This window comes from Streptomyces eurythermus (genome assembly GCF_014649115.1).
Classification (GTDB): domain Bacteria; phylum Actinomycetota; class Actinomycetes; order Streptomycetales; family Streptomycetaceae; genus Streptomyces; species Streptomyces eurythermus.
On record NZ_BMSK01000022.1, the window covers coordinates 93,603 to 118,527 of the forward strand.

Consider the following 24,925-nt stretch of genomic DNA (forward strand, 5'->3'; position numbering starts at 1 on the left):
CTCTGCGCGTACGCGGGCCTGACATAGCCTCCTGGCATGAGTGCAGAGGTCTGGCTTCCCATTCCGCCCGAGGAGATCGAGGGGCTGCCCGCGGGGCCCCGTTACCTGTTCTGGGACGGTGGCGCGGACGGTGACCAGCCGTTTCCCGGCGACCCGGAGCGGTGCGCGGTGTACGTGGTGCCGTACATGAAGCGGCTGTCGGTCCGGGTGGGCCCGCTGCCGCACCTGACGAACGTCCGGGTGGTCCAGACGCTCACCGCCGGCGTCGACGACATCACCGCGCGGCTTTCGGACATTCCGCCGGGCGTACGCCTGTGCAACGCGCGGGGCGTGCACGAGACCAGCACCGCCGAGCTGGCGCTCACCCTGACCCTCGCCGCGCTGCGCGGCATCCCCGAATTCGTCCGCGCCCAGCGGCAGGAGCGCTGGGCCGGCGGATTCCATCCCTCCCTCGCCGACAAGAGCGTGCTGATCGTCGGCTACGGGTCCATCGGCGCCGCCATCGAGGACCGGCTCGTGCCGTTCGAGGTAGCGCGGGTCGCACGGGTCGCACGCTCCGGTCGCACGGTAGCGCGCGGTCCTGTGCACCCGATCACCGATGTGCCCTCCCTGCTTCCGCACGCGGACGTCGTGATCCTGTGCACCCCTCTTACGGAGGACACCCGCGGACTCGTGGACGCGGACTTCCTCGCCCGGATGAAGGACGGTGCGCTGCTCGTCAATGTGGCGCGCGGAGCCGTCGTGGACACCAAGGCGCTCCTCGCCGAACTGGAGCGGGGCCGGATCACGGCGGCCCTGGACGTGACGGACCCCGAGCCGCTGCCCCCCGGCCACCCCCTGTGGCAGGCGCCGGGCGTGCTGATCAGCCCGCATGTCGGCGGGCCCTCCTCGGCCTTCCTGCCGCGCGCCAAGCGGCTGATCGCCGACCAGCTGACCCGGTTCGTGAACCGCGAACCCCTGCGGAACGTGATCCTTACGACCGGTCCCGAAACGGCGGGAGCAACCGGGCGCTAGGCGCCTTCCGGCACCCTCCGCAATCTTTCGGACGCTCGCTGTACCGGCATACGCCCTGGTCGTCACGGAGCGTAGAGACGCTATGTCCCTGAGTGACGATCCTGGTGTATCGTCCCGGGCAGGGGCAGCGCCGCTGACATTCGGCGCCGGGGATGGACATTTCAGATCTGTGAGGGGGGCGACGGGCGATGCACGGCCTATGGACGAACGATCCGACGCGGCGGAGCCGCCGACGGCGACCCTGGCGCACGGCCGCGGGCGGACGCGGCCACCACACCAGCCACCACAGTCACCACCAGCGCAGGTACGGCGGCCGTCGCCGGCCGGCGTATCCGGCGCAGCGGGACCGTCGGGACCGGGGAACGGCACGCACCGGGAGGCCCCGGTGAGCGCCCCGACCTCGGTGACGACCCCCCTGGGCAGCGCGGTGCGCGCACCGCACCCGCACGAGGCGCCGCCGTCGCGCCGGCCGGTGGCCGGCGAGAACAGGCGCCTGGTCGAGCAGCTCGTCCTCGCCCTGGTCTGCGCGGCCTACGCCGGCGGTTCCGCCTTCGGCTGGGGCTCGGACCGGGTCGCCGACGTGATGGGCGACTTCGGGCTGAGCGCGGCGGCGGCCGCCGCCGCCGTCTCCTGCTTCCTGTACGCCCGCGGCCCGCGGGTGCGCTTCCGGTCCGCCTGGCTGCTGTTCGCCCTGTCGGCGACGATGAGCTCGCTGGGCAACGCGGTCTGGGGCTGGTACGAGGTCGCCCTGAGCGCGCCGGTGCCCAGCCCCAGCTACGCCGACCTGTTCTTCCTGTGCTTCGCGCCGCCCGCCATCGTGGGCCTGCTGGTGCTCGCCAAGCGGCCGGCGAGCAGAGCGGGCTGGATCTGCCTGGGGCTGGACGCCTGGCTGATCGGCGGCTCGCTGCTCACCCTCTCGTGGAGCCTCGCGCTCGCCCAGGCGGCCCGCATCGACGGGTCGAGCGTGGCGCACGCCGCGCTGTCGCTGGCGTACCCGCTGCTCGACATCGCCCTGGTCAGCATGGTGCTGGCGCTGCACTTCCGCCGCGCCCCGGGCAACCGCACGGCGGTGAACACCGCGATCGGCGCGCTCGCGCTGACCGTGCTGTGCGACGCGCTGTTCACCTCGCCGCTGCTGCACAGCAGTTATCGCTCCGGGCGGCTGCTGGACGCGGGCTGGTTCGCCGGCTCCCTGCTGCTCGCCTACGCTCCCTGGGCCGCACCCCGGCGGCAGGCCGGGCCGCGGGCGCACACGCCCGACGGGCACACGCGCGTGGTCCACGAACACGTGCCGGGCCAGCGCGGCACCGGCCAGTGGGCCGTGGGCCAGTGGGGCGCGGGCCAGTGGAGCACGGGGCACCACCCCGCGCCCCCGCTGCCCGCGCCGGGCGGCGAGCACCTCCGGTACCCGGCGGGGCGGCCGCTCACCGGCTCCCTCGCCGCGCTCACCCCGTACCTCGCCGCGGCCGTGTGCACCCTGGGGATCCTGTACAACGTCCTCAACGGCCGCAGGCCCGACCACGTCGTGCTGATCACGGCGGGCGCCGTGGTGCTGGCGCTCGTCATCCGGCAGGGCATCATGCTGCTGGACAACATCACCCTCACCCAGGAACTGGCGCAGAAGGAGAACCACTTCCGCTCCCTGGTGCAGGGCTCCAGCGACGTCATCATGATCGCCGCGCCCAACGGTGTCCTGCGCTACGTCTCCCCGGCCGCCGCCGGCGTGTACGGCCGGCCCGCAGAGGAGCTGGTGGGCACCGAGCTGGCCGCCCTCATCCACCCGGAGGACCTGGGCCGTGTGGTGCACGAGGTGCGCCGCTTCCTGGCCGCGAGCCCGGTGGAGGAGCCCACCACGCGCATCGAGTGCCGGTTCCGCTCCGGCGACGGGGGTACCTCCCGCTCGAGCGAAGCCGGGAGCGGGGGAGGCTGGCTCAACGTCGAGTCGACCGTCAACCGCCACCACGGCGGGCTGATCTTCAACAGCCGGGACGTGACCGAGCGGGTCCGCCTCCAGGCGCAGTTGCAGCACAACGCCGAGCACGACCCGCTGACCGACCTGCCCAACCGCGCGCTGTTCACCCGGCGGGTGCAGCAGGCCCTGGCCGGCCGCCGGTCCACCGACCGGGGCGCCGCGCTGCGCGGTACGGCGGTGCTCTTCATCGACCTCGACGGGTTCAAGGCGGTCAACGACACGATCGGGCACCAGGCCGGGGACGAGCTGCTCATCCAGGCCGCCCGCAGACTCCAGGAGGCGGTCCGGCAGGGTGACACCGCCTCCCGGCTGGGCGGTGACGAGTTCGCGGCCCTGATCGTCGGCGACGGCACCCGGGACCGGGCCGCCCGGGAGCGCAACATCCTGGAACTGGCCGACCGGCTGCGGGTGACCCTCTCCCAGCCGTACGTCATCGACGGCAACGACGTCCGGGTCGCCGCCTCCATCGGCGTCGCCTTCGCCGAACCGGGACTGGGCGCGGGCGAGTTGCTGAGAAACGCCGACCTGGCGATGTACCGCGCGAAGTCGGCCGGAAAGGGCCGGGTCGAGCTGTACAAGCCGCAGATGCAGCAGGACGTCGTCCGCAAGGCCGAGCTGGCCACGCGTCTGCGCGCCGCGCTGCACGACGGCGAGTTCACGCTGCTGCACCAGCCGGTGGTGTGCCTGGAGAGCGGCCGGATCACGACCGTCTCCGCGCAGGCCCGCTGGCGCTCCTCCCAGGGGGTGCTGTTCACCCCGGCGGAGTTCCTGCGGGTGGCCGACGACGCCGACAAGACCGCCGAGCTGGACCGCTGGATCCTCCAGCAGGCCGTGCAGACGGCGGCCGAGCGGGCCGCCGCCGGGGTCGCCGTACCGGTCACGGTCCGGATGAGCGCCCGGCGGCTGCTGGACCGCTCGTCCCCGATGGGCTCGGTGGAGGCGCTGCTGACCCGGCACGGGCTGCCGCCCGGGGCGCTGGTCGTGGAGCTGTCCGACACCGACCCCCGCGTCTCGCTGGACGAGCTGGAACGGCGGCTGACCGCGCTCAGCCGGCTCGGGGTGCGGATCGCCCTGGACGGCTTCGGCAGCGGCTACGCGGCCATCACGGCGCTGCGGCGGCTGCCCGTGGACATCCTCAAGCTCGACCGCGGTCTGGTCGAGGGCGTGGTGGAGTCCGCGCGGCTGTACAAGATCACCAGTGGTCTGCTGCGGATCGCCGGCGATCTGGGCCTGCAGACGGTGGCCGAGGGCGTCGACCTGCCCGAGCAGGTGGTCGCGCTGCGCGCCATGGGCTGCACCCACGGCCAGGGCATGGCGTTCGCCGGTCCGCTGGACGAGTACCGGCTGCGCCGGGCGCTCGGTTCCGGCCACTACCCGGTGCCGCACGCCCCGGCCGAACCCGCGTTCGCGGGCAGTGCGAGGGAGCCGAACGGGGTGTACACAGGGGGTGTTCCCGCTGTCTTCGGAGGCGGCAGTGCCCTTCGCTCACATTCTGAGACGCCCGTCCCACCCACTTGACACGTGGTGCGTGCCGGGGGGAGGGTCAGTCCCATGCGCACCCGAATTCTCGTACTTGGACAGCGCGTCGGCTGAGCTGGGACCCACCGGAGGACGATCCGGAATCCCCAGCGACCTCACCGGCGCGCTCCCCTCGCTTGCCTTGTGGCACGAGGGGTTTTTTGTTGCACGAGTGCCCTTCGTGCAGCGCCCCAGATCCGCCCGAACCTCGCAAAAACCCTCAGCATCGAGAAGAGAATGCCGATGACCGAGCAGGCCACCGGGGCCCACCATCCGCAGCCGCGGCCCCGTTCCGGAGGACAGCAGTCCGCCCCCGTCGAGCACGTCACGGGTGCGCAGTCCCTCATCCGCTCCCTCGAGGAGGTCGGCGCGGACACGGTATTCGGCATTCCCGGCGGCACGATCCTCCCGGCGTACGACCCGCTGATGGACTCCGCCCGGGTGCGGCACATCCTGGTCCGGCACGAGCAGGGCGCCGGCCACGCCGCCACCGGCTACGCGCAGGCCACCGGCAAGGTCGGCGTCTGCATGGCGACCTCGGGCCCCGGCGCCACCAACCTGGTCACCCCGATCGCCGACGCCAACATGGACTCCGTCCCGCTGGTCGCGATCACCGGACAGGTGGTGTCCTCCGCGATCGGCACGGACGCCTTCCAGGAGGCGGACATCGTCGGCATCACCATGCCGATCACCAAGCACAGCTTCCTGGTCACCAAGGGCGAGGACATCCCGCGGGTGATCGCGGAGGCGTTCCACATCGCCTCGACCGGCCGCCCCGGACCGGTCCTGGTGGACATCCCCAAGGACATCCTCCAGAAGAAGACCACCTTCTCCTGGCCGCCCGTCATGGACCTGCCCGGCTACCGCCCGGTGACCAAGCCGCACGCCAAGCAGATCCGCGAGGCGGCCAAGCTCATCACCGCCGCGAAGCGCCCCGTCCTCTACGTCGGCGGCGGCGTCCTCAAGGCGCAGGCCACGGCCGAGCTGAAGGTCCTGGCCGAGCTGACCGGTGCCCCGGTCACCACCACGCTGATGGCGCTCGGCGCGTTCCCCGACAGCCACCCGCTGCACGTCGGCATGCCCGGTATGCACGGCAGCGTCGCCGCGGTCACCGCGCTGCAGAAGGCGGACCTGATCGTGGCCCTCGGCGCCCGGTTCGACGACCGCGTCACCGGCAAGCTGGACAGCTTCGCCCCCTACGCCAAGATCGTCCACGCGGACATCGACCCGGCCGAGATCGGCAAGAACCGGGCCGCGGACGTGCCGATCGTCGGTGACGCCCGCGAGGTCATCGCCGACCTGGTCCAGGCCGTGCAGAAGGAGCACAGCGAGGGCCACAAGGGCGACTACACCGCCTGGTGGAGCGACCTGAACCGGTGGCGCGAGACCTACCCGCTCGGCTACGACCTGCCCGAGGACGGCTCGCTCTCCCCGCAGCAGGTCATCGAGCGGATCGGCAGGCTCGCCCCCGAGGGCACGATCTTCGCCGCGGGCGTCGGCCAGCACCAGATGTGGTCCGCGCACTTCATCCAGTACGACCAGCCCGCCACCTGGCTCAACTCCGGCGGCGCCGGGACGATGGGCTACGCGGTCCCCGCCGCCATGGGCGCCAAGGCCGGCCGCCCGGAGCGGACGGTGTGGGCGATCGACGGCGACGGCTGCTTCCAGATGACCAATCAGGAACTGACCACCTGCGCCCTGAACAACATCCCGATCAAGGTCGCCATCATCAACAACGGCGCCCTCGGGATGGTCCGCCAGTGGCAGACCCTCTTCTACAACCAGCGCTACTCCAACACCGTGCTGCACAGCGGCCCGGACGACGTCAACCCGGACGCCCGCGGCACCCGGGTGCCGGACTTCGTGAAGCTGTCCGAGGCGATGGGCTGCGTGGCCCTGCGCTGCGAGCGCCCCGAGGACCTGGACAAGGTCATCGAGGAGGCCAACTCCATCAACGACCGCCCGGTCGTGGTCGACTTCATCGTCCACGAGGACGCCATGGTGTGGCCGATGGTCGCCGCCGGCACCTCCAACGACGAGATCATGGCCGCCCGGGACGTCCGCCCCGACTTCGGCGACAACGAAGACGACTGACCGGCAACAGGCAAGGAAGAGCAGAACACCATGTCCAAGCACACGCTCTCCGTCCTGGTGGAGAACACCCCGGGCATCCTCGCCCGGATCGCCGCCCTGTTCTCCCGGCGCGGCTTCAACATCGACTCCCTCGCGGTCGGCGTCACCGAGCACCCCGACATCTCCCGCATCACCATCGTGGTGAACGTCGAGGACCTGCCGCTGGAGCAGGTGACCAAGCAGCTCAACAAGCTCGTCAACGTGCTGAAGATCGTCGAGCTGGAGCCGGGCCAGGCCGTGCAGCGCGAACTCGTCCTGGTGAAGGTCCGCGCCGACAACGAGACCCGCTCCCAGATCGTGGAGATCGTCCAGCTGTTCCGCGCCAAGACCGTGGACGTCTCCCCGGAGGCCGTGACCATCGAGGCCACCGGTTCCAGCGACAAGCTGTCCGCCATGCTCAAGATGCTGGAGCCGTACGGCATCAAGGAGCTGGTCCAGTCCGGCACGATCGCGATCGGCCGCGGTGCCCGTTCGATCACGGACCGCTCGCTGCGCGCCCTCGACCGGTCGGCATAGGACCCGTTACGGGCGGCCGGCGATCAATGGCCGCCCGTATCCCGAGACTCCCGAACTTCCTTCCCGCCCGCCGTCATACGGTGGGACGCACCACCTGCACACAAGGAGAGAACCCAAAGTGGCCGAGCTGTTCTACGACGCTGACGCCGACCTGTCCATCATCCAGGGCCGCAAGGTCGCGGTCATCGGCTACGGCAGCCAGGGCCACGCCCACGCGCTGTCGCTGCGCGACTCCGGTGTCGACGTGCGTGTCGGTCTGCACGAGGGCTCGAAGTCCAAGGCCAAGGCCGAGGAGCAGGGCCTGCGCGTGGTGACCCCGGCCGAGGCCGCCGCCGAGGCCGACGTCATCATGATCCTGGTCCCGGACCCGATCCAGGCCCAGGTCTACGAGGAGTCCATCAAGGACAACCTCAAGGACGGCGACGCGCTGTTCTTCGGCCACGGCTTCAACATCCGCTTCGGCTTCATCAAGCCCCCGGCCGGCGTGGACGTCTGCATGGTCGCCCCGAAGGGCCCGGGCCACCTGGTCCGCCGCCAGTACGAGGAGGGCCGCGGCGTTCCGTGCATCGCCGCCGTGGAGCAGGACGCCTCCGGCAACGCCTTCGCGCTCGCCCTGTCGTACGCCAAGGGCATCGGCGGCACCCGCGCCGGCGTCATCAAGACCACCTTCACCGAGGAGACCGAGACCGACCTCTTCGGCGAGCAGGCCGTGCTGTGCGGTGGCACCTCGGCGCTGGTCAAGGCGGGCTTCGAGACCCTGGTCGAGGCCGGCTACCAGCCGGAGATCGCCTACTTCGAATGCCTGCACGAGCTGAAGCTGATCGTCGACCTCATGTACGAGGGCGGCCTGGAGAAGATGCGCTGGTCCGTCTCCGAGACGGCCGAGTGGGGCGACTACGTCACCGGCCCGCGCATCATCACCGACGCCACCAAGGCGGAGATGAAGAAGGTCCTCGCCGAGATCCAGGACGGCACCTTCGCCCAGAACTGGATGGACGAGTACCACGGCGGCCTGAAGAAGTACGACGAGTACAAGAAGCAGGACTCCGAGCATCTGCTGGAGACCACCGGCAAGCAGCTGCGCAAGCTGATGTCGTGGGTCGACGAGGAGGCCTGACCTCCGCTTCGCGTGGCGGTGTTCCCCGGCCGGGGGACACCGCCACGCGGCTTCCCGCCGGGGCCCCGTACAAAGTGGAGCCTCTCATCCGGGTGATCCTTCCGCGGAGGCGTAATACAGAACGCGCCGCGCCACTACACTTCTGCACAACACGCGTCAGGCCCACAGCGTCGTGCGTCTTCCGCGGCTAGCCCCCCTCCACCGCCTGCGGCCGTCGGGACGGCCGTCCGCATCGCACATGTGAGGACTCACGTGAGCTCGAAACCCGTCGTACTCATCGCTGAAGAGCTGTCGCCCGCCACCGTCGACGCACTCGGTCCGGACTTCGAGATCCGGCACTGCAACGGAGCGGACCGCTCCGAGCTGCTGCCGGCCATCGCCGAGGTGGACGCGATCCTGATCCGCTCGGCCACCAAGGTCGACGCCGAGGCCATCGCCGCCGCGAAGAAGCTCAAGGTCGTCGCACGAGCCGGCGTCGGCCTGGACAACGTCGACGTCTCCGCCGCCACCAAGGCCGGCGTGATGGTCGTCAACGCCCCCACCTCCAACATCGTGACCGCGGCCGAGCTGGCCTGCGGTCTCCTCCTCTCCACCGCCCGCAACATCCCGCAGGCCAACGCCGCGCTGAAGAACGGCGAGTGGAAGCGCAGCAAGTACACGGGCGTGGAGCTGGCCGAGAAGACGCTGGGCGTCGTGGGCCTGGGCCGCATCGGTGCCCTCGTCGCGCAGCGCATGTCCGCGTTCGGCATGAAGGTCGTCGCCTACGACCCCTATGTGCAGCCCGCGCGGGCCGCGCAGATGGGCGTCAAGGTGCTGTCGCTGGACGAGCTGCTGGAGGTCTCCGACTTCATCACCGTCCACCTGCCCAAGACCCCCGAGACCCTCGGCCTGATCGGTGACGAGGCGCTGCGCAAGGTCAAGCCGAGCGTGCGCATCGTCAACGCCGCGCGCGGCGGCATCGTGGACGAGGCGGCGCTGTACGCGGCGCTGAAGGAGGGCCGGGTCGCCGGCGCGGGCCTGGACGTGTACGCGAAGGAGCCGTGCACCGACTCCCCGCTGTTCGAGCTGGACCAGGTCGTCTGCACCCCGCACCTGGGCGCGTCGACCGACGAGGCGCAGGAGAAGGCCGGCATCGCCGTCGCCAAGTCCGTCCGTCTCGCGCTCGCCGGCGAGCTGGTGCCGGACGCGGTCAACGTCCAGGGCGGTGTCATCGCCGAGGACGTCAAGCCGGGCCTGCCGCTGGCCGAGCGCCTGGGCCGGATCTTCACCGCGCTCGCCGGCGAGGTCGCGGTCCGCCTCGACGTCGAGGTCTACGGCGAGATCACCCAGCACGACGTGAAGGTGCTGGAGCTGTCGGCGCTCAAGGGCGTCTTCGAGGACGTCGTGGACGAGACCGTCTCCTACGTCAACGCGCCGCTGTTCGCCCAGGAGCGCGGGGTCGAGGTGCGCCTGACCACCAGCTCGGAGTCGGCCGACCACCGCAATGTGGTGACCGTGCGCGGCACGCTGGGCACCGGCGAGGAGATCTCGGTCTCCGGCACGCTGGCCGGCCCGAAGCACGTCCAGAAGATCGTCGCGGTCGGCGGGTACGACGTCGACCTGGCGCTCGCCGACCACATGCTGGTGCTGCGCTACGAGGACCGTCCGGGTGTCGTCGGCACCGTCGGCCGCATCCTCGGCGAGGCGGGCATCAACATCGGCGGCATGCAGGTGGCCCGCGCGACGGTGGGCGGCGAGGCGCTGGCCGTGCTGACCGTCGACGACACGGTGGGCTCCGCCGTGCTGGCCGAGCTCTCCGCGGAGATCGGGGCCGCGTCGGCCCGGTCGGTCAACCTGGTCTGAGCAACGCGCGAAACGCCGGACGGGCCGGGGGGAACCCCGGCCCGTCCGGCGTTTCGCCGTACCCGCTCACTCGTCCCCGGCCCGGGACCTCCGCAGCGTCGCTCCCGCCGCCAGGGCCGCCATCGCCAGCAGCACCGCCCCCGCGACCGCCGCGCCGCGCATCCCGCCGGTGAACGCCTCCCGCGCCGTGGCCAGCAGGGACTCGCCCGCCGGGCCCGGCAGCCGCGACGCGTCGGCCAGTGCTCCGCCGAGGGTCTCGCGGGCCTGGGCCGAGGCGCCGGCCGGCATCTCGTGGCGGTAGAGGGCCGTGCCGATGGAGCCGAGGACCGCCATGCCGAGCGCGCCGCCGAACTCGGTGCCGGTCTCCAGCAGCGCGGAGGCGGTGCCGGCCCGCTCCACCGGCGCGCCGCTCATCGCGAGGTCGGCCAGCTGGGACATCACCATGACCACCCCGGAGGCCAGGACACCGGCCGCGGCCAGCACCAGCCACAGGGAGTCGGTGCCGGCGAGGGCGAGCAGGGCGTATCCGGCCGCGCCGATCGCGAAGCCGGCGGTGACGACGTGCCCGCGGTGGACGCCCCGCTGGACGAGCCCGGCGGCGACCGGTCCGGCGATCCCGATGAGCACCGACGGCAGCAGGCTCCACAGGGCCGCCGCCAGCGGGCTCTTGCCGAGGACCGACTGGAGGTACTGGGTGGTGAAGATCGCCGAGCCCATCATCCCGAACGCGCAGACCAGGGTCAGCACCAGCGCCGGGGTGAAGGCGGGGCCGCGGAACAGGGCCGGCGGGATCAGCGGGGCGGCGGCGGTGCGCTGGCGCCGGGCGAACAGGGCCGCGAAGAGCAGGCCGACGGCGAGCGCGGCGACGTACCGGGGGTGCCAGCCCTCGGAGGGGATCTCCTTCAGGCCGTAGACCACGGGGAGCACGGCGGCCATGGACAGCGGGACGCTCGGCCAGTCGAAGCGGCCGGGCGCGGGGTTCCTGGACTCGGGCAGCAGCACCGGGCCGAGGACGAGCAGCAGCGCCATCGCGGGCAGGTTGACCAGGAAGACCGAGCCCCACCAGAAGTGCTCGACCAGGACGCCGCTCAGCACCGAGCCGAGGGCGATGCCGCCGGTCATCACGCCGGACCACAGTCCGATCGCCTTGGCGCGCTGGGCCGGGTCGGTGAACATCGTGCGCACCAGGGCCATGGTGGACGGCATCAGGGTCGCGCCGCCGACGCCGAGCACCGCGCGGGCCGCGATCAGGGTCTCGGCGCTGTTCGCGTAGGCCGCGAGGAGCGAGGCGGCACCGAAGGCGGCGGCACCGCACAGCAGCAGCCGGCGGCTGCCGAGGCGGTCGCCGAGCGAGCCCATCGTCATCAGCAGACCGGCCAGGACGAAGCCGTAGACGTCGAAGATCCACAGCTGCTGGGTGCCGGTCGGCCGCAGGTCGGCGCTGATCGCGGGGGTCGCGAAGTACAGCACCGAGACGTCCATCGAGACCAGCAGCAGCGGCAGCATCAGCACACCGAGCGCGGTCCACTCGCGGCGCCCGGCACGGACGGGGGCGCCTGGGGCGCCGAGGGGGAGGGTGCTCGTCGGGTTGGTCATGGCGAGGACTGTACGGACGTCTTAAACGCTTGTCTAGAACGTTTGTATAAGTCGTCTGTCTAGGACGGCCGTATGAAAACGGCTAGGGTGGCGCGCATGGGACACCGTGAGGACCTGCTCGAAGGCGCCCAGCGCTGCCTGCTGCACAAGGGCTTCCTGCGCACGACCGCGCGGGACATCGTCAAGGAGTCGGGCACCAACCTGGCGTCGATCGGCTACCACTACGGCTCGAAGGACGAGCTGCTGGTGCAGGCGTACATCGCGCTGATCGAGGGCTTGGGCGAGCGCTTCGCCCCGCCACCGGCCGAGGAGATGACCCAGCCGTCCGGCTCGCTGGAACGCTTCCAAGAGGTGTGGGCCGCCGTCATCCGCACCGTTCCCGAGGCCCGGCCGGTCTGGCTGCTCAGCTTCGAGCTGATGTTCCAGGACGAGCGGCTGGCCGAGGTCCGCAAGCTGCTGGCCGAGGCGCAGGCGGAGGGCCGTAGCGGGCTCGTCGCCCTGATCGGCGGAATTCCGGAGACCGACGTCGACCCGGAGCGGGCCGAGACCGAGGGCCGGCTCTACCAGACCCTGCTCAACGGCCTCATGGTCCAGTGGCTCTTCGACCCCGGCACCGCGACCACCGCCGAGCAGCTCACGGAGGGCCTGCGGCGGGTGATGGACGCGGCCCGGGCGCGCTGATCCGCCGGTTTGCGGGCGGCCGGCGGGCGCGCCAGAGTGAACCCATGGGGCGGACCCGCCGCGCGGAACGGCGTCCGGGATGCCCGTAGCGGACGCGGAGACGGCGGTGCTGATCGTGGGCGGCGGGCCGGTCGGGCTCACCGCGCGGGCCCTGCTGGCCCGCTGGGGCGTACCCGCCCTGCTGGTCGAAAGGCGCCGGGAGCTGTCGCCGTTTCCCCGCTCCCGGCTGGTCAACGTCCGCTCGATGGAGATCTTCCGCGGGCTCGGACTGGCCGGCCGCGTCGCCGCCCGCGCCTTTCCGCCGGAGTACGGCCGGGTCCGCTTCCGCGACACCCTGAGCGGCCCCGACTTCGCCACCGCCGCCATGACCGGGGTCCGCGCGCCGGTGCCGGAGAGCCCCGTCACCGGTGTCGTCACCTCGCAGGACCGGCTGGAGCCCACCCTGCTCGGCGCGGCGGACACCCCGCCGCGGTTCGGCTCGGAACTCGTCGGGCTGACCGAGGACCCGGACGGCGTGGTGGCGCTGCTCGACGGGCCCGCACCCGGCGCCCGGATGCGGGTCCGGGCCCGCTACCTCCTCGCCGCCGACGGCGCGCACTCCACCGTCCGCCGGCTGCTGGGCATCGGCACCGGCGGACCGGGGGAGCTGGGCGCCTTCACCACCGTCGTCTTCGACGCCGACCTCGGCCGCTGGTGCGCCCGGCAGCCCGCCGGGGTCTACTTCACCACGCACGGATCGTTCCTGCCGCTGTACCCCGAGGGCGGCTGGGCCTGGTTCGGACCCACGCCCGAGGACGCGGACACCGCCGACTGGCCGGCCGTCGTCGCGCGCGCCCTCGGCCCCGGCGCCGGTGTCCGGCCCGACGTGCTGCGCGTCCAGCACTGGGTGATGACCGCGTTCGTCGCCGACCGCTTCCGCCGCGGCCGCGTCCTGCTGGCCGGCGACGCCGCGCACACGGTGCCGATCATCGGCGGGCTCGGCATGAACGCGGGCATCGCCGACGCGCACAACCTCTGCTGGAAACTGGCCGGAGTGCTCCAGGGGTGGGCCTCCCCGGCCCTGCTGGACAGCTACGAGGCGGAACGCCGGCCCGTCGCCCGTACGACACTCCGCCAGGCGGTGGCCAACACCAGGCTGGCGGCCCGGGTGCTGGACCGGCGCCGGGAACAGCTCCGTACCGGCACGGCGACCCCGGCGCCGGCCGAAGCCCCCTGGTCGGAGCGGTACTTCGCGCAACTGGGCCTCGTACTCGGCGTCACCTACCGCTCCGGCGCCGTCCTCTGCGCGGGCGGCCGCACCGACGACACCGGCCCGGACTACGTCCCCACCACCGACCCCGGCCGTCGCATGCCCCACCTCTGGCTCGGCCCCGGCCGCTCCACGCTCGACGTCTGCGGCGAGTGGTTCACCCTGTTCACCGCGGATCCGGCCCGCCCGACACCACCGACCGCCACCCCTTGTCCGCTGCGCATCGCGCCCCTGCCCGCCGGGCCCGCCGAAGCCCTCGGCCTCGGCCCGCACGGAACGCTGCTCGTCCGCCCCGACGGCCACATCGCCGCCCGCCCCACCGGCGCCGGCAGCCTCCGCCGCGCCCTCGCCGCGCTCACCGGCACAGCGTGACCACTCGGTCGGGCAGGACTCACAGCCGGGCCCGTTTCAGCGCCATGTGCAGCAGCAGCCGGTCCTCCCCGTCGTCCAGGTCCAGGCCGGTCAGCTGCTCCACCCGGGACAGCCGGTAGTACAGCGTCTGGCGGTGGATGCCCAGCTCGGACGCCGTGCGCCCGGCCTGGCCCGCGCAGTCCAGGTAGATCTCCGCCGTCCGGGCGAGTTCCGCGTGGGCGGGGGAGAGGAGCGAGCCGACCACCCGGTCCCGCGCGGTCTCCGGCGGCAGTGCGGTCAGCAGCCGGTACGCCCCGATCCGTGCCCACTGGGCGACCGGCCCGAGCCGTGGCTCGGCCAGCGCGGCGCGCGCCGCGTCGAACGCCTGCTGCCACATCGTGCCCAGCTCCGCGAGGCCCGCGCCGGGCTCCCCGACGCCGGCGGCGTGGCCGGTGGCCCGGGCGGCGAGCCCGGCCGCCCCGCCGGGCCGCGCCGCCACGGCCGCCGCCGCCCGCGCCCCGGCGCCGCGCGCCAACGTGCCCCGGGACTCCTCGGCCTCCTTCAGCAGCCGGGTGGCGGCGGCCACCGCGGGGGCCGTCGTGTCCGGGGTGCGCAGCCGCACCAGGACCGCGAGGCTCAGGCCGGCCGCTCCCCAGGGCAGGGCGCACAGGGCCGTGGCGTGCGGGACCGTGCGCGGCGCGGGGACGTCGTCCGGGTCGGCCGCCGGCCAGGGCGCGACGCAGACCAGCGTGTGCGGGCCGTCGGCGCGGGGGCCGAGCGCGGTGCGCAGGTCGGCCACCGCCATGTCCCGCTGCCAGCCCCGGTCGGCGGTGAGCACCGCCCGCAGCTCCCGGCTCAGCCCCGCCCCGGCCTCCGCCTCGTCGGCGAGCAGCGCGCCGATCCGGTCCGCCACCCGCATGGCGGCGGTCAGCTGGGCGTCGGTCGGCCCCGGGTCGCCGTCCAGCAGCCACACGTAGCCGAGGACGACGCCCCGGTGGCGTACCGGCAGGCAGATCCGGCCCCGGTAGACACCGGCCTGGGGGCTGGGCGGGATGCGCACCGGCCCGGTCGCCCGGGTGATGCCGAACCCCTCGAACCAGGCCCGGACGGTCGCCGTGGAGCGCCGGGTGAGGATCGAGCGGGTGCGCACCGGGTCCAGCGCGGACGGGTCCAGCTCGTCCTCGCTGTCGTAGGCCCCGAAGGCGATCAGCTCGAAGTCGCGGTTCTCCAGGGTCGCGGGCACGCCCAGCAACTCGGAGATCTCGTCCACCAGCTCCTGGTAGTCCGCCTTGAACGCCTTGAAATCCGCCGCCACCCGGGCATTCTCCCCCATTCCCCGGCCGCCTTCATACATCTGTCTGAGATCTCGGGCACGGATGCGTGACAGCTGTCGATGGCCCAGGATCGGAGAGATCCTTAGGTTTCACGGTGGTTCTCCGTGCCGTACCCGAATCGTCGGGTGGCGGCCTCTTTTGGTGCTTGTCTGTGGAGGTGCCCCGTGCTGGGTCCCGTGATTCTCGCCGCGTCGCGCAGCGACCGGATGCGACGCCTGATCTCGGCGGCCCCGGTGACCAAGCAGGTCGTCGACCGCTTCATACCCGGTGAGACCGTCGCCGACATCGTCCCGATCATCGAGGACCTGACGGCCAAGGGCCTGGAGCTGACGATGGACGTCGTCGGCGAGGACATCACCGCCCCGGAGCAGGCCACCGCCGCCCGGGACGCCTACCTGGCGCTCATCGACCACCTCAAGGCCCTGGAACTGGGCGAGAAGGTCGAGATGTCGGTCAAGCTCTCCATGTTCGGCCAGGCGCTGGACGGCGGCCATGAGCTGGCCCTCGCCAACGTCCGCCCGGTCGTCGAGGCCGCCGCCGCCATCGGCACGACGGTCACCCTGGACGCCGAGGACCACACCACCCTCGACTCGATGTTCGCCATCCACGAGGAGCTGCGGAAGGACTTCCCGCAGACCGGCTGCGTCATCCAGGCCTACCTCTTCCGCACCGAGGCCGACGCCCGCCGCCTCGCCGCCTCCGGCAGCCGGGTCCGCCTGGTCAAGGGCGCCTACAAGGAGCCCGCCGAGGTCGCCTACCAGCAGAAGCACGAGATCGACAAGGCCTACGTGCGCATCCTGCGGATCCTGATGGAGGGCGCGGGCTACCCGATGATCGGGTCCCACGACCCCCGCCTGATCGCCATCGCCCAGGAGCTGGCCCACAAGGCCGGCCGTAAGCTCGACGAGTACGAGTTCCAGATGCTGTACGGCATCCGGAGCGAGGAGCACCTGCGGCTGGCCGCCGAGGGCCACCGCATGCGCGTCTACACGGCCTACGGCACCGACTGGTACGGCTACTTCATGCGCCGTCTCGCGGAGAAGCCGGCGAACCTCCGGTTCTTCCTCCGTTCCATGGTCAGCAAGGGCTGAGCCCACCACCCGCTCACGTACAAGGAGTTACGGATCTCATGGACGCTGTGACCCAGGTCCCCACCCCCGTCAACGAGCCGGTGCACGGCTACGCCCCCGGCTCGCCCGAGCGCCTCCGGCTGGAGGCCAAGCTCAAGGAGCTGGCCGAGAACCCGATCGAGCTGCCGATGACCATCGGTGGCGAGAAGCGGCTGGGCGGCGGCGAGCCGTTCCAGGTGGTCCAGCCGCACAACCACAAGTCCGTCCTCGGCACCGGCCGGCACGCCACCCAGCAGGACGCCCGCGACGCCATCGACGCCGCCCTGGCCGCCGCCCCCGCCTGGCGCGCGATGTCCTTCGACGACCGTGCCGCGATCATCCTGCGCGCCGCCGAGCTGCTGGCCGGCCCGTGGCGCGAGACGATCGCCGCGTCCACCATGCTGGGCCAGTCCAAGACCGCCCAGCAGGCCGAGATCGACTCGCCCTGTGAGCTGGTCGACTTCTGGCGCTTCAACGTCCACTACGCCCGCCAGATCATCGCCGAGCAGCCCCCGGCGAACTCTCCGGGCGTGTGGAACCGTCTGGACCACCGCCCGCTGGAGGGCTTCGTCTACGCGATCACGCCGTTCAACTTCTCGGCGATCGCGGCCAACCTGCCCACCGCCCCCGCCCTGATGGGCAACGTGGTGGTCTGGAAGCCGTCCCCGACGCAGACCCACGCCGCCGTGCTGCTGATGCAGCTGCTGGAGGAGGCGGGCCTGCCCAAGGGCGTCATCAACCTCGTCACCGGCGACGGCATCGCGGTCTCCGAGGTCGCCCTGGAGCACCGGGACCTCGCGGGCATCCACTTCACCGGCTCGACCAAGACCTTCCAGTACCTGTGGAAGACGGTCGGCAACAACATCGAGAAGTACCGCTCCTACCCGCGTCTGGTCGGCGAGACCGGCGGCAAGGACTTCCTGGTCGCCCACCCCTCGGCCGACCGCGCGGTGCTGAAGACCGCCCTGACCCGCGGTGCCTTCGAGTACCAGGGCCAGAAGTGCAGCGCCACCTCCCGCGCCTACATCCCGGCCTCCATCTGGAACTCGGGCTTCAAGGAGGAGTTCGCCGCCGAGGTCGACTACCTGACCATGGGTGACGTCACCGACCTGTCGAACTTCATGGGCGCCGTCATCGACGACCGCTCGTTCGCCAAGAACAAGGCCGCCATCGACCGCGCCAAGGCCGACCCCACCTGCACGATCGTCGCGGGCGGCTCCTACGACGACTCGGTGGGCTACTTCGTCCGCCCGACCGTCATCGAGTGCACCGACCCGGAGAACGAGGTCTTCACCACCGAGTACTTCGGCCCGATCCTCGCGGTGTACGTCTACGAGGACGACAAGTACGACGAGATGCTGACCCAGATGGAGTCGGTGTCGGACTACGCCCTCACCGGCTCGGTCATCGCCAACGACCGCGCCGCGGCGGCGTACACGATGGAGAAGCTCCGCTTCGCCGCGGGCAACTTCTACATCAACGACAAGTCGACCGGCGCCGTCGTCGGCCAGCAGCCCTTCGGCGGCGGCCGCGCCTCCGGCACCAACGACAAGGCCGGCGCCCCCCAGAACCTGCTGCGCTGGACCCTGACCCGCGCCATCAAGGAGACCCTGGTCCCGCCGACCGACTACGCCTACCCGCACATGGGCTGACCGCCCCCGCGATCCCGGCCCGGGACGCCCGCTTCCGCAGCGGGCCTCCCGGGCCGTCGCCATGTCCGGGGGGCGATACTGCGGTCATGACTCCTCGCTGCCGACTCGTCCACACCGCCGACCTCGAACCCGCCGGACTGCGGGAGATACGCGCCCTGTTGGACGACGCGTTCGACGGGGACTTCTCGGACGAGGACTGGGACCACGGGCTGGGCGGGACGCACGCGCTGATCGAGGACGGCACGGGCCTCGCCGCGCACGGGGCCCTCGTGATGCGCCGGGTGCGGCACCGGGGGCGGTGGCTGCGCACCGGGTACGTCGAGGGCGTCGCCGTACGGGCCGACGTACGGCGCACCGGGCTCGGGGGACGGGTGATGGCCGAGCTGGAGCGGATGATCGACCGGGCCTACGACCTCGGCGCGCTGTCGGCGAGCGACGAGGGCGCCCTGCTGTACGCCGCCCGGGGCTGGCAGTGCTGGCCCGGACCGGTGCACGCCCTCTCCCCGGAGGGCGTCGTCCGGCTGCCGGACGAGGAGGGCGGGGTGTACGTGCGGCCCGCGCTCGCCGGTCCGCTGGAGGCGTCCGGGGAACTGGTCTTCGACTGGCGGGACGGCGACATCGTCTGACGCCGTGTCGGGGGGCCCGGCGAAAGCCCAGCTCAGCGGGGCCGTCGTCTCAGATAGTAGGAAGTCCGAGTAATTGTGCAGACAGGCGCGGGCCGCTCCCTTAACGTGAAAGAAGCCGAACGTCTCGCTCCATCCAGCGAATGGCGGTCGTGAGCCGGCCCGCGCAGGCAACCCCTGCGGCCGAGCGCTCCCCGCCCCTTCCGGCGTCTCGCACCCTCTCATTGCCGTGCTCCACGCATGCCGAAGGAGTCGATTGCCATGGCCGAGACCACCGTCCGCCGCCGAGTCCGCCACGTGTCCCGTACGAGCGAGTCCGACCGCAAGAACGCCGCCGCCGCCCTCCAGCGCGCCCTCGACCGCCGGGACAACGGCGGCCAGACCGGCCACTGAGCCGGGCCGGCGCGTGCCGAGCGACCCCCGTCCGTCCGCATCGCGGACAGGTCGTGTCATCACCTGGGACGAGGAGTAGGGTGCCGACATGTCTCGCAGCATCAATCTCGCAGTGATCCCCGGTGACGGCATCGGCCAGGAGGTCGTGGCCGAGGGTCTGAAGGTCCTCTCCGCCGTCCTTCCGCAGGATGTGAAGCTGGAGACCAAGGAGTACGACTTCGGCGCCAAGCGCTACCACGCCACCGGTGAGACCCTCACCGACGCCGACCTGGAGCAGCTCAAGGGCCACGACGCCATCCTGCTCGGCGCGATCGGCGACCCGTCCGTGCCGTCCGGCGTCCTGGAGCGCGGCTTCCTGCTGAAGCTCCGCTTCGCCTTCGACCACCACGTCAACCTGCGCCCGTCCAAGCTGCTCCCCGGTGTCGCCACCCCGCTGGCCGGCCAGCCGGAGATCGACTTCGTCGTGGTCCGCGAGGGCACCGAGGGCCCCTACACGGGCAACGGCGGCACCATCCGCAAGGGCACCGCGCACGAGGTCGCCACCGAGGTGTCCGTCAACACGGCCTACGGCGTCGAGCGTGTCGTCCGCGACGCCTTCGAGCGCGCCCAGGCCCGTCCGCGCAAGAAGCTCACGCTGGTCCACAAGAACAACGTGCTGACCTTCGCCGGGCACCTGTGGACGAACATCTTCACCAAGGTGGCCGAGGAGTACCCCGAGGTCACCACCGACTACATCCACGTCGACGCGGCGACGATCTACCTCGTCACCGACCCCGGCCGCTTCGACGTCATCGTCACCGACAACCTCTTCGGCGACATCATCACCGACCTCGCCGCGGCCGTCTCCGGCGGCATCGGCGTGGCCGCCTCCGGCAACATCAACCCCAGCCGCGAGTTCCCGTCCATGTTCGAGCCGGTCCACGGCTCGGCCCCGGACATCGCCGGCCAGGGCAAGGCCGACCCCACCGCGACCGTCCTGTCCGTCGCCCTGCTGCTGCGCCACCTGGGCTACGAGTCGGAGGCCGACCGCATCGACACGGCCGTGGCCGCCGACCTGACCGAGCGCGCCGGAAAGCCGGCCCGCTCCACCTCCGAGATCGGCGACGCGCTCGCCGTACGCGTAGCCGGCTGACCCGCCGCGCTACACCTCGAGCCGCCGGGTCGCGAACCGCACCCGGCGGCTTCTGTCATGCCCCGCCGGGTGTCACCATCAACCCCTGGGCCGCCCCACCCTGATTCCGTCCGTCGCCGCCCGCGCGCGATAATCGAACGCGGAGCCGCGATATGAGGGAATGCTCGGACGTCCGATCACCGACGACCGGGGGTGCAGGCGTGAGCGCGGCCCGTCACTACAACCGGTGAAGGACAACCACTGATGACGACGCCCACGATCGAGCTCAAGCCGTCCGCCAGCCCGCTCGCCGCCGCAGAGCGCGAGGCGATCCTGGCCGACCCCGGCTTCGGCCGCCACTTCACCGACCACATGGTGACGATCAGGTGGACCGAGGGCCGCGGCTGGCACGACGCCCAGCTCGTTCCGTACGGTCCGATCTCCCTGGACCCCTCCACCGCCGTCCTGCACTACGGCCAGGAGATCTTCGAGGGGCTGAAGGCCTACCGCCAGCCGGACGGCTCGGTCGCGCTGTTCCGTCCCGAGGCCAATGCCCGCCGGTTCCGCCACTCCGCCCGCCGCATGGCCATGGCCGAGCTGCCCGAGGAGCTGTTCATCGCCGCGCTGGACGCGCTGCTCGCCCAGGACGCCGACTGGGTCCCGCCGCACGGCGGCGAGGCGTCCCTCTACCTGCGGCCGTTCATGTTCGCCACGGAGGCCGCGCTCGGCGTCCACCCGGCCAACGAGTACCTGTTCATGCTGATCGCCTCCCCGTCCGGCGCCTACTTCTCCGGTGGCGTGAAGCCGGTCACCATCTGGGTCGCCGAGGACCACGTCCGGGCGGTCCCGGGCGGCACCGGCGACGCCAAGACCGGCGGCAACTACGCCGCGTCCCTGCTGCCGCAGGCCGAGGCCGCCGCGCACGGCTGCGACCAGGTCGTCTACCTCGACGCGGTGACCCGCACCAAGGTCGAGGAGTCCGGCAGCATGAACGTCGCCTTCGTCTACGGCGACCGGATCGTCACCCCCGCGCTCAGCGGCTCCATCCTGGAGGGCATCACCCGCGACTCCATCCTCCAGGTCGCCCGCGACCTCGGCTACACCGCAGAGGAGGGCACGATCACCCTCCAGCAGTGGCGCGAGGACGCGGCGTCCGGCGCGCTGACCGAGGTCTTCGCGTGCGGCACCGCGGCGGTCGTCACGCCCATCGGCCACGTCAAGACCAAGAGCGACCAGTGGTCCCACGGCGACGGTTCGACCGGGCCGGTGACCATGCGGCTGCGGGAAGCGCTGCTGTCCGTGCAGCGGGGTCTGACGGAGGACAAGCACGGGTGGATGCACCGGGTCGGTTAAGCGCGCGGTTCGATGTGCCGCGAAGGGGTGCCGGGCGTCTGCGGGGCCGCTGTGGCCGGTCGCGCGGTTCCCCGTGCCCCTTCGCGCGTGCTCAGTGGCAGGTACACCGCCCCTCCCACCGCGCCCGACAGCAGGAAGCTGCAGTCCACCCCGCCCGTCAGGCGCAGCAGCGGGCCCTCGTACGACGGGAGGGACACCGCCGGCAGGCCGACCGCCGCGCCCAGCGCCCAGGCGACGGTGGCGGGGATGTTCCAGCCCGCCCGGTACCAGTGGATCCCGCCCCGCGCGCGGCGGTTGAAGACCTGGAGGGCGTCGGCGTCGTACACCCCGCCGCAGCGGACGAAGCCGATGAGGGTGATGACCGCCCAGGGGGTGCCGATGGCGGTCAGCAGGAGCACGAACGACGTCATCGCCGACTGCGCGTCCCACGCGTAGTGCCCGGCGAACACGCAGGCCGTGGCCACCACGGCGACCGTGCAGGTGGCGCGGGCGCGGGAGGTCATGCCGCAGCGCGGTGTAGCCGAGGGCGAGCAGCAGCCCGACGACCGAGCCGACCAGCCGGTCCCGCACACCGAACTGGGCGCCGGAGGAGGTCGACAGGTTGGTCGCGGTGCGCAGCGAGATCAGCGCGAGCGGGGCCGTGAACAGGGTGCCGACCGCCGTGCCCGCCAGGACCGCGCTCACCGACGCCCACCAGCCGAGCCCGAAGGACGGCGGCAGCCAGCCGAAGACGATCACATCGGCATGGCTGGTCTCCTTCGACGGCGGCCACGGGTGTGCAGCAGTGTGAGAGCGGCACTCTTAGAGCAGCGTTCAATGTGACGTGAGGCCACTTGTCCGGCCAATGCTTCGGGAACGCGAATTCTCTGTTTAGAGTGGTGTTCTAATCTGTGGAGGACGTGGAGGACAAGGAGGTGCCGCGTCGTGAGACTGACCCCCACCGAGCGTGACCGGCTGCTGCTCTTCGGTGCCGCGGAGCTGGCCCGGGCCCGCCGGGCGCGCGGCCTCAGGCTGAACGTGCCGGAGGCCACCGCGCTGATCGCGGACACCGTCTGCGAGGCGGCCCGGGACGGCAAGCGGCTCGCCGAGGCCATCGAGGCCGCCCGGTCGGTGCTCGGACCCGAGGACGTGCTGCCGGGCGTCGCCGACGTCGTCACCGAGGTGATGGTCGAGGCCGTCTTCGACGACGGCTCCCGGCTCGCGGTCGTCTCCGACCCCATCGGCGGGGGCCTGGGCGAGGACGCCCCGGGCGCGCTGCTGCCCGGCCCCGAGCACGCCGACCCCGAACCCGCCGTCCGGCTGCACGTCACCAACACCGCCGGCGTGCCCGTCTCCGTCACCTCCCACTTCCACTTCTTCGAGGCCAACCCGCGCCTCGACTTCGACCGCCGCGCCGCCTACGGCATGCGGCTGGCCGTACCCGCGGGCTCCTCGGTCCGCTTCGGGCCCGGCGAGAGCGCCGAGGTCCCGCTCGTGCCGATCGGCGGCGAGCGGATCGCGATCGGCTTCGCCGGCCTGGTGGACGGGCCGCTGGACGCGCCCGGCGCGAAGGAAGAGGCCCTGCGCAGGGCCGCCGCCTGTGGCTACCTGGGAGTGACCCCGGAAGGAGACGAGGAGCGATGAGCCGCTCGAAGGGACGAGAGGTGAGCCGGTCGATCCACATCGACCCGCACGCCTACGCGGCCACCCACGGCCCGCGCGCCGGCGACCGCGTCCGCCTCGGCGACTCCGGGCTGACCGTCCGTGTCGAGTCCGACGCCCAGAAGTACGGCGACGAGTTCCTGGCCGGGTTCGGCAAGACCGCCCGCGACGGACTGCACCTGAAGGCCGCCGCCGTCCGCGACACCTGCGACGTCGTGATCAGCAACGTCGTCGTGATCGACGCCGTGCAGGGCATCCGCAAGGTGTCCATCGGCATCCGCGAGGGACGCATCGCCGCCATCGGGCGGGCCGGCAACCCGGACACCCTGGACGGCGTGGACGTCGTCGTCGGCACCGGCACCTCCATCGTCTCCGGCGAGGGCCTGATCGCCACCGCCGGCGCCGTCGACACCCATGTGCACCTGCTGTCGCCGCGCATCATGGAGGCGTCCCTCGCCTCCGGCGTGACCACGATCATCGGGCAGGAGTTCGGCCCCGTCTGGGGCGTCGGCGTCAACTCGCCCTGGGCGCTGCGCCACGCCTTCAACGCCTTCGACGCCTGGCCGGTCAACATCGGCTTCCTGGGCCGGGGTTCGTCCTCCCATCCGGCGCCGCTGATCGAGGCGCTGGCCGAGGGCGGGGCGAGCGGCTTCAAGGTGCACGAGGACATGGGCGCCCACACCCGCGCCCTGGACACCGCGCTCCGGGTCGCCGAGGAACACGACGTCCAAGTGGCCCTGCACAGCGACGGCCTGAACGAGTGCCTGTCGGTCGAGGACACCCTGAGGGTGCTGGAGGGCCGCACGATCCACGCCTTCCACATCGAGGGCTGCGGCGGCGGACACGTGCCCAACGTGCTGAAGATGGCCGGTGTCCCGAACGTCATCGGCTCCTCCACCAACCCCACCCTGCCCTTCGGCCGGGACGCGGTCGCCGAGCACTACGGCATGATCGTCTCCGTCCACGACCTCAAGCCCGACCTGCCCGGCGACGCCGCCATGGCCCGCGACCGCATCCGGGCCGGCACCATGGGCGCCGAGGACGTGCTGCACGACCTGGGCGCGATCGGCATCACCTCCTCCGACGCCCAGGGCATGGGCCGGGCCGGGGAGACGGTCCGCCGCACCTTCGCCATGGCCGGCAAGATGAAGGCCGAGCTGGGCCCGCTGGACGGCGACGGCGAGGGCGACGACAACGCCCGCGTGCTGCGCTACATGGCCAAGCTGACCATCAACCCGGCCATCGCGCACGGCCTTTCCCACGAGGTCGGCTCGATCGAGGTCGGCAAGCTCGCCGACATCGTGCTGTGGCGCCCGGAGTACTTCGGCGCCAAACCGCAGCTCGTGCTGAAGGCCGGCTTCCCGGCGTACGGCGTGGTCGGCGACCCCAACGCGGCCACCGACACCTGCGAACCCCTCGTGCTCGGTCCGCAGTTCGGGGCGTACGGCGCCACGGCCGCGGACATCTCGGTGGCGTTCGTCGCGCAGGCCGCCGTCGACCAGGGGAACGACGCGATGCCCACCCGGCGCCGCCGGGTCGCGGTGCGCGGCACCCGCGGCATCGGCCCCGCCGACCTGCGCCTGAACGCCCGTACCGGCGCGGTGGACGTCGACCAGCGCACCGGCCTGGTCACCCTCGACGGTGAGCCGCTGCGCTCGGAACCGGCCGACTCCGTCTCCCTCAACCGCCTCTACTTCCTCTGATTCCTCTAAGGACTCCT

Annotated in this window: 18 protein-coding genes and 1 pseudogene; 16 read left to right on the forward strand and 3 right to left on the reverse strand. The window is 72.1% G+C overall.

Annotated features, from left to right (window positions below; translation table 11 throughout):
- Positions 1-36 precede the first annotated feature (36 nt).
- From IE251_RS33490 to serA, 6 genes are all read left to right on the forward strand, one after another.
- Complete coding sequence (locus tag IE251_RS33490) at positions 37-1,014, forward strand: 2-hydroxyacid dehydrogenase (protein WP_189756704.1); 978 nt, start codon at positions 37-39, stop codon at positions 1,012-1,014.
- A gap of 385 nt (positions 1,015-1,399) precedes the next feature.
- Complete coding sequence (locus IE251_RS33495; RefSeq protein ID WP_189756705.1) at positions 1,400-4,504, forward strand: putative bifunctional diguanylate cyclase/phosphodiesterase; 3,105 nt, start codon at positions 1,400-1,402, stop codon at positions 4,502-4,504.
- A gap of 243 nt (positions 4,505-4,747) precedes the next feature.
- Positions 4,748-6,598 carry an acetolactate synthase large subunit gene (locus IE251_RS33500; RefSeq protein ID WP_189756706.1) on the forward strand — a complete coding sequence of 617 codons (1,851 nt, stop codon included), beginning with the start codon at positions 4,748-4,750 and terminating at the stop codon, positions 6,596-6,598.
- A 30-nt stretch (positions 6,599-6,628) separates the two neighbouring features.
- Positions 6,629-7,153, forward strand: a complete 525-nt coding sequence (ilvN, locus tag IE251_RS33505) for an acetolactate synthase small subunit (protein ID WP_030614411.1) — start codon at positions 6,629-6,631, stop codon at positions 7,151-7,153.
- 118 nt (positions 7,154-7,271) lie between these two features.
- Positions 7,272-8,270, forward strand: coding sequence for a ketol-acid reductoisomerase (gene ilvC, locus IE251_RS33510; protein ID WP_030793129.1), 999 nt, complete (start codon positions 7,272-7,274; stop codon positions 8,268-8,270).
- A 252-nt stretch (positions 8,271-8,522) separates the two neighbouring features.
- Positions 8,523-10,112, forward strand: coding sequence for a phosphoglycerate dehydrogenase (gene serA, locus IE251_RS33515; protein WP_189756707.1), 1,590 nt, complete (start codon positions 8,523-8,525; stop codon positions 10,110-10,112).
- A 66-nt stretch (positions 10,113-10,178) separates the two neighbouring features.
- On the opposite strand, the gene IE251_RS33520 is transcribed toward serA, so the two are convergent.
- Entirely contained in the window at positions 10,179-11,708 is a 1,530-nt protein-coding gene (locus tag IE251_RS33520) for an MFS transporter (RefSeq protein ID WP_189756708.1), read from the reverse strand.
- Positions 11,709-11,804: 96 nt separating this feature from the next.
- On the opposite strand from IE251_RS33520, the gene IE251_RS33525 reads away from it, so the two are divergent.
- Positions 11,805-12,389, forward strand: a complete 585-nt coding sequence (locus tag IE251_RS33525; protein ID WP_189756709.1) for a TetR/AcrR family transcriptional regulator — start codon at positions 11,805-11,807, stop codon at positions 12,387-12,389.
- Between the two features lie 79 nt (positions 12,390-12,468).
- A complete protein-coding gene (locus IE251_RS33530) occupies positions 12,469-14,010 on the forward strand; it encodes an FAD-dependent monooxygenase (RefSeq protein WP_189756710.1) in 1,542 nt (513 codons plus the stop codon).
- 19 nt (positions 14,011-14,029) lie between these two features.
- On the opposite strand, the gene IE251_RS33535 is transcribed toward IE251_RS33530, so the two are convergent.
- Positions 14,030-15,322 carry a PucR family transcriptional regulator gene (locus IE251_RS33535; protein ID WP_229897042.1) on the reverse strand — a complete coding sequence of 431 codons (1,293 nt, stop codon included), beginning with the start codon at positions 15,320-15,322 and terminating at the stop codon, positions 14,030-14,032.
- A gap of 165 nt (positions 15,323-15,487) precedes the next feature.
- On the opposite strand from IE251_RS33535, the gene IE251_RS33540 reads away from it, so the two are divergent.
- The 6 genes from IE251_RS33540 to IE251_RS33560 all read left to right on the forward strand — a co-directional run bounded on the left by IE251_RS33540 (position 15,488) and on the right by IE251_RS33560 (position 21,564).
- Positions 15,488-16,414 carry a proline dehydrogenase family protein gene (locus IE251_RS33540; protein WP_189756712.1) on the forward strand — a complete coding sequence of 309 codons (927 nt, stop codon included), beginning with the start codon at positions 15,488-15,490 and terminating at the stop codon, positions 16,412-16,414.
- Positions 16,415-16,452: 38 nt separating this feature from the next.
- Entirely contained in the window at positions 16,453-18,084 is a 1,632-nt protein-coding gene (gene pruA, locus IE251_RS33545) for an L-glutamate gamma-semialdehyde dehydrogenase (protein WP_189756713.1), read from the forward strand.
- A gap of 86 nt (positions 18,085-18,170) precedes the next feature.
- The gene (locus IE251_RS33550; RefSeq protein WP_189756714.1) at positions 18,171-18,710 is read left to right on the forward strand and encodes a GNAT family N-acetyltransferase; all 540 of its coding nucleotides are present in this window, start codon (positions 18,171-18,173) and stop codon (positions 18,708-18,710) included.
- Between the two features lie 258 nt (positions 18,711-18,968).
- Complete coding sequence (locus tag IE251_RS41790) at positions 18,969-19,100, forward strand: hypothetical protein (protein WP_086025501.1); 132 nt, start codon at positions 18,969-18,971, stop codon at positions 19,098-19,100.
- 88 nt (positions 19,101-19,188) lie between these two features.
- On the forward strand, positions 19,189-20,232 hold the full coding sequence (locus tag IE251_RS33555; RefSeq protein ID WP_030793102.1) for a 3-isopropylmalate dehydrogenase: 1,044 nt from the start codon (positions 19,189-19,191) through the stop codon (positions 20,230-20,232).
- Positions 20,233-20,475: 243 nt separating this feature from the next.
- Positions 20,476-21,564, forward strand: a complete 1,089-nt coding sequence (locus tag IE251_RS33560; RefSeq protein ID WP_189756715.1) for a branched-chain amino acid aminotransferase — start codon at positions 20,476-20,478, stop codon at positions 21,562-21,564.
- Here the strand turns inward: IE251_RS33560 and IE251_RS33565 are convergent.
- Positions 21,561-22,302 (reverse strand): annotated as a pseudogene (locus tag IE251_RS33565) (cytosine permease); the annotation flags it as partial. The gene IE251_RS33560 and the pseudogene IE251_RS33565 overlap by 4 nt on opposite strands.
- A 186-nt stretch (positions 22,303-22,488) precedes the next feature.
- On the opposite strand from IE251_RS33565, the gene ureA reads away from it, so the two are divergent.
- Together ureA and IE251_RS33575 are read left to right on the forward strand one after the other, a co-directional pair.
- Positions 22,489-23,187, forward strand: a complete 699-nt coding sequence (ureA, locus tag IE251_RS33570; protein WP_189756716.1) for an urease subunit gamma — start codon at positions 22,489-22,491, stop codon at positions 23,185-23,187.
- Positions 23,184-24,908, forward strand: a complete 1,725-nt coding sequence (locus IE251_RS33575; protein WP_189756717.1) for an urease subunit alpha — start codon at positions 23,184-23,186, stop codon at positions 24,906-24,908. Before ureA ends, IE251_RS33575 begins: the two co-directional genes overlap by 4 nt.
- Positions 24,909-24,925: the final 17 nt, after the last annotated feature.

What these genes read in the sequence shown, in the direction of transcription:
- IE251_RS33490 (WP_189756704.1), top strand. Translation starts at nt 37, where the DNA reads ATGAGTGCAGAGGTCTGGCTTCCCATTCCGCCCGAGGAGATCGAGGGG.
- IE251_RS33500 (WP_189756706.1), top strand. Translation starts at nt 4,748, where the DNA reads ATGACCGAGCAGGCCACCGGGGCCCACCATCCGCAGCCGCGGCCCCGT.
- ilvN (WP_030614411.1), top strand. Translation starts at nt 6,629, where the DNA reads ATGTCCAAGCACACGCTCTCCGTCCTGGTGGAGAACACCCCGGGCATC.
- IE251_RS33520 (WP_189756708.1), bottom strand. Translation starts at nt 11,708, where the DNA reads ATGACCAACCCGACGAGCACCCTCCCCCTCGGCGCCCCAGGCGCCCCC.
- IE251_RS33525 (WP_189756709.1), top strand. Translation starts at nt 11,805, where the DNA reads ATGGGACACCGTGAGGACCTGCTCGAAGGCGCCCAGCGCTGCCTGCTG.
- IE251_RS33530 (WP_189756710.1), top strand. Translation starts at nt 12,469, where the DNA reads ATGCCCGTAGCGGACGCGGAGACGGCGGTGCTGATCGTGGGCGGCGGG.
- IE251_RS33535 (WP_229897042.1), bottom strand. Translation starts at nt 15,322, where the DNA reads ATGGGGGAGAATGCCCGGGTGGCGGCGGATTTCAAGGCGTTCAAGGCG.
- pruA (WP_189756713.1), top strand. Translation starts at nt 16,453, where the DNA reads ATGGACGCTGTGACCCAGGTCCCCACCCCCGTCAACGAGCCGGTGCAC.
- IE251_RS33550 (WP_189756714.1), top strand. Translation starts at nt 18,171, where the DNA reads ATGACTCCTCGCTGCCGACTCGTCCACACCGCCGACCTCGAACCCGCC.
- IE251_RS41790 (WP_086025501.1), top strand. Translation starts at nt 18,969, where the DNA reads ATGGCCGAGACCACCGTCCGCCGCCGAGTCCGCCACGTGTCCCGTACG.
- IE251_RS33555 (WP_030793102.1), top strand. Translation starts at nt 19,189, where the DNA reads ATGTCTCGCAGCATCAATCTCGCAGTGATCCCCGGTGACGGCATCGGC.
- IE251_RS33560 (WP_189756715.1), top strand. Translation starts at nt 20,476, where the DNA reads ATGACGACGCCCACGATCGAGCTCAAGCCGTCCGCCAGCCCGCTCGCC.
- IE251_RS33575 (WP_189756717.1), top strand. Translation starts at nt 23,184, where the DNA reads ATGAGCCGCTCGAAGGGACGAGAGGTGAGCCGGTCGATCCACATCGAC.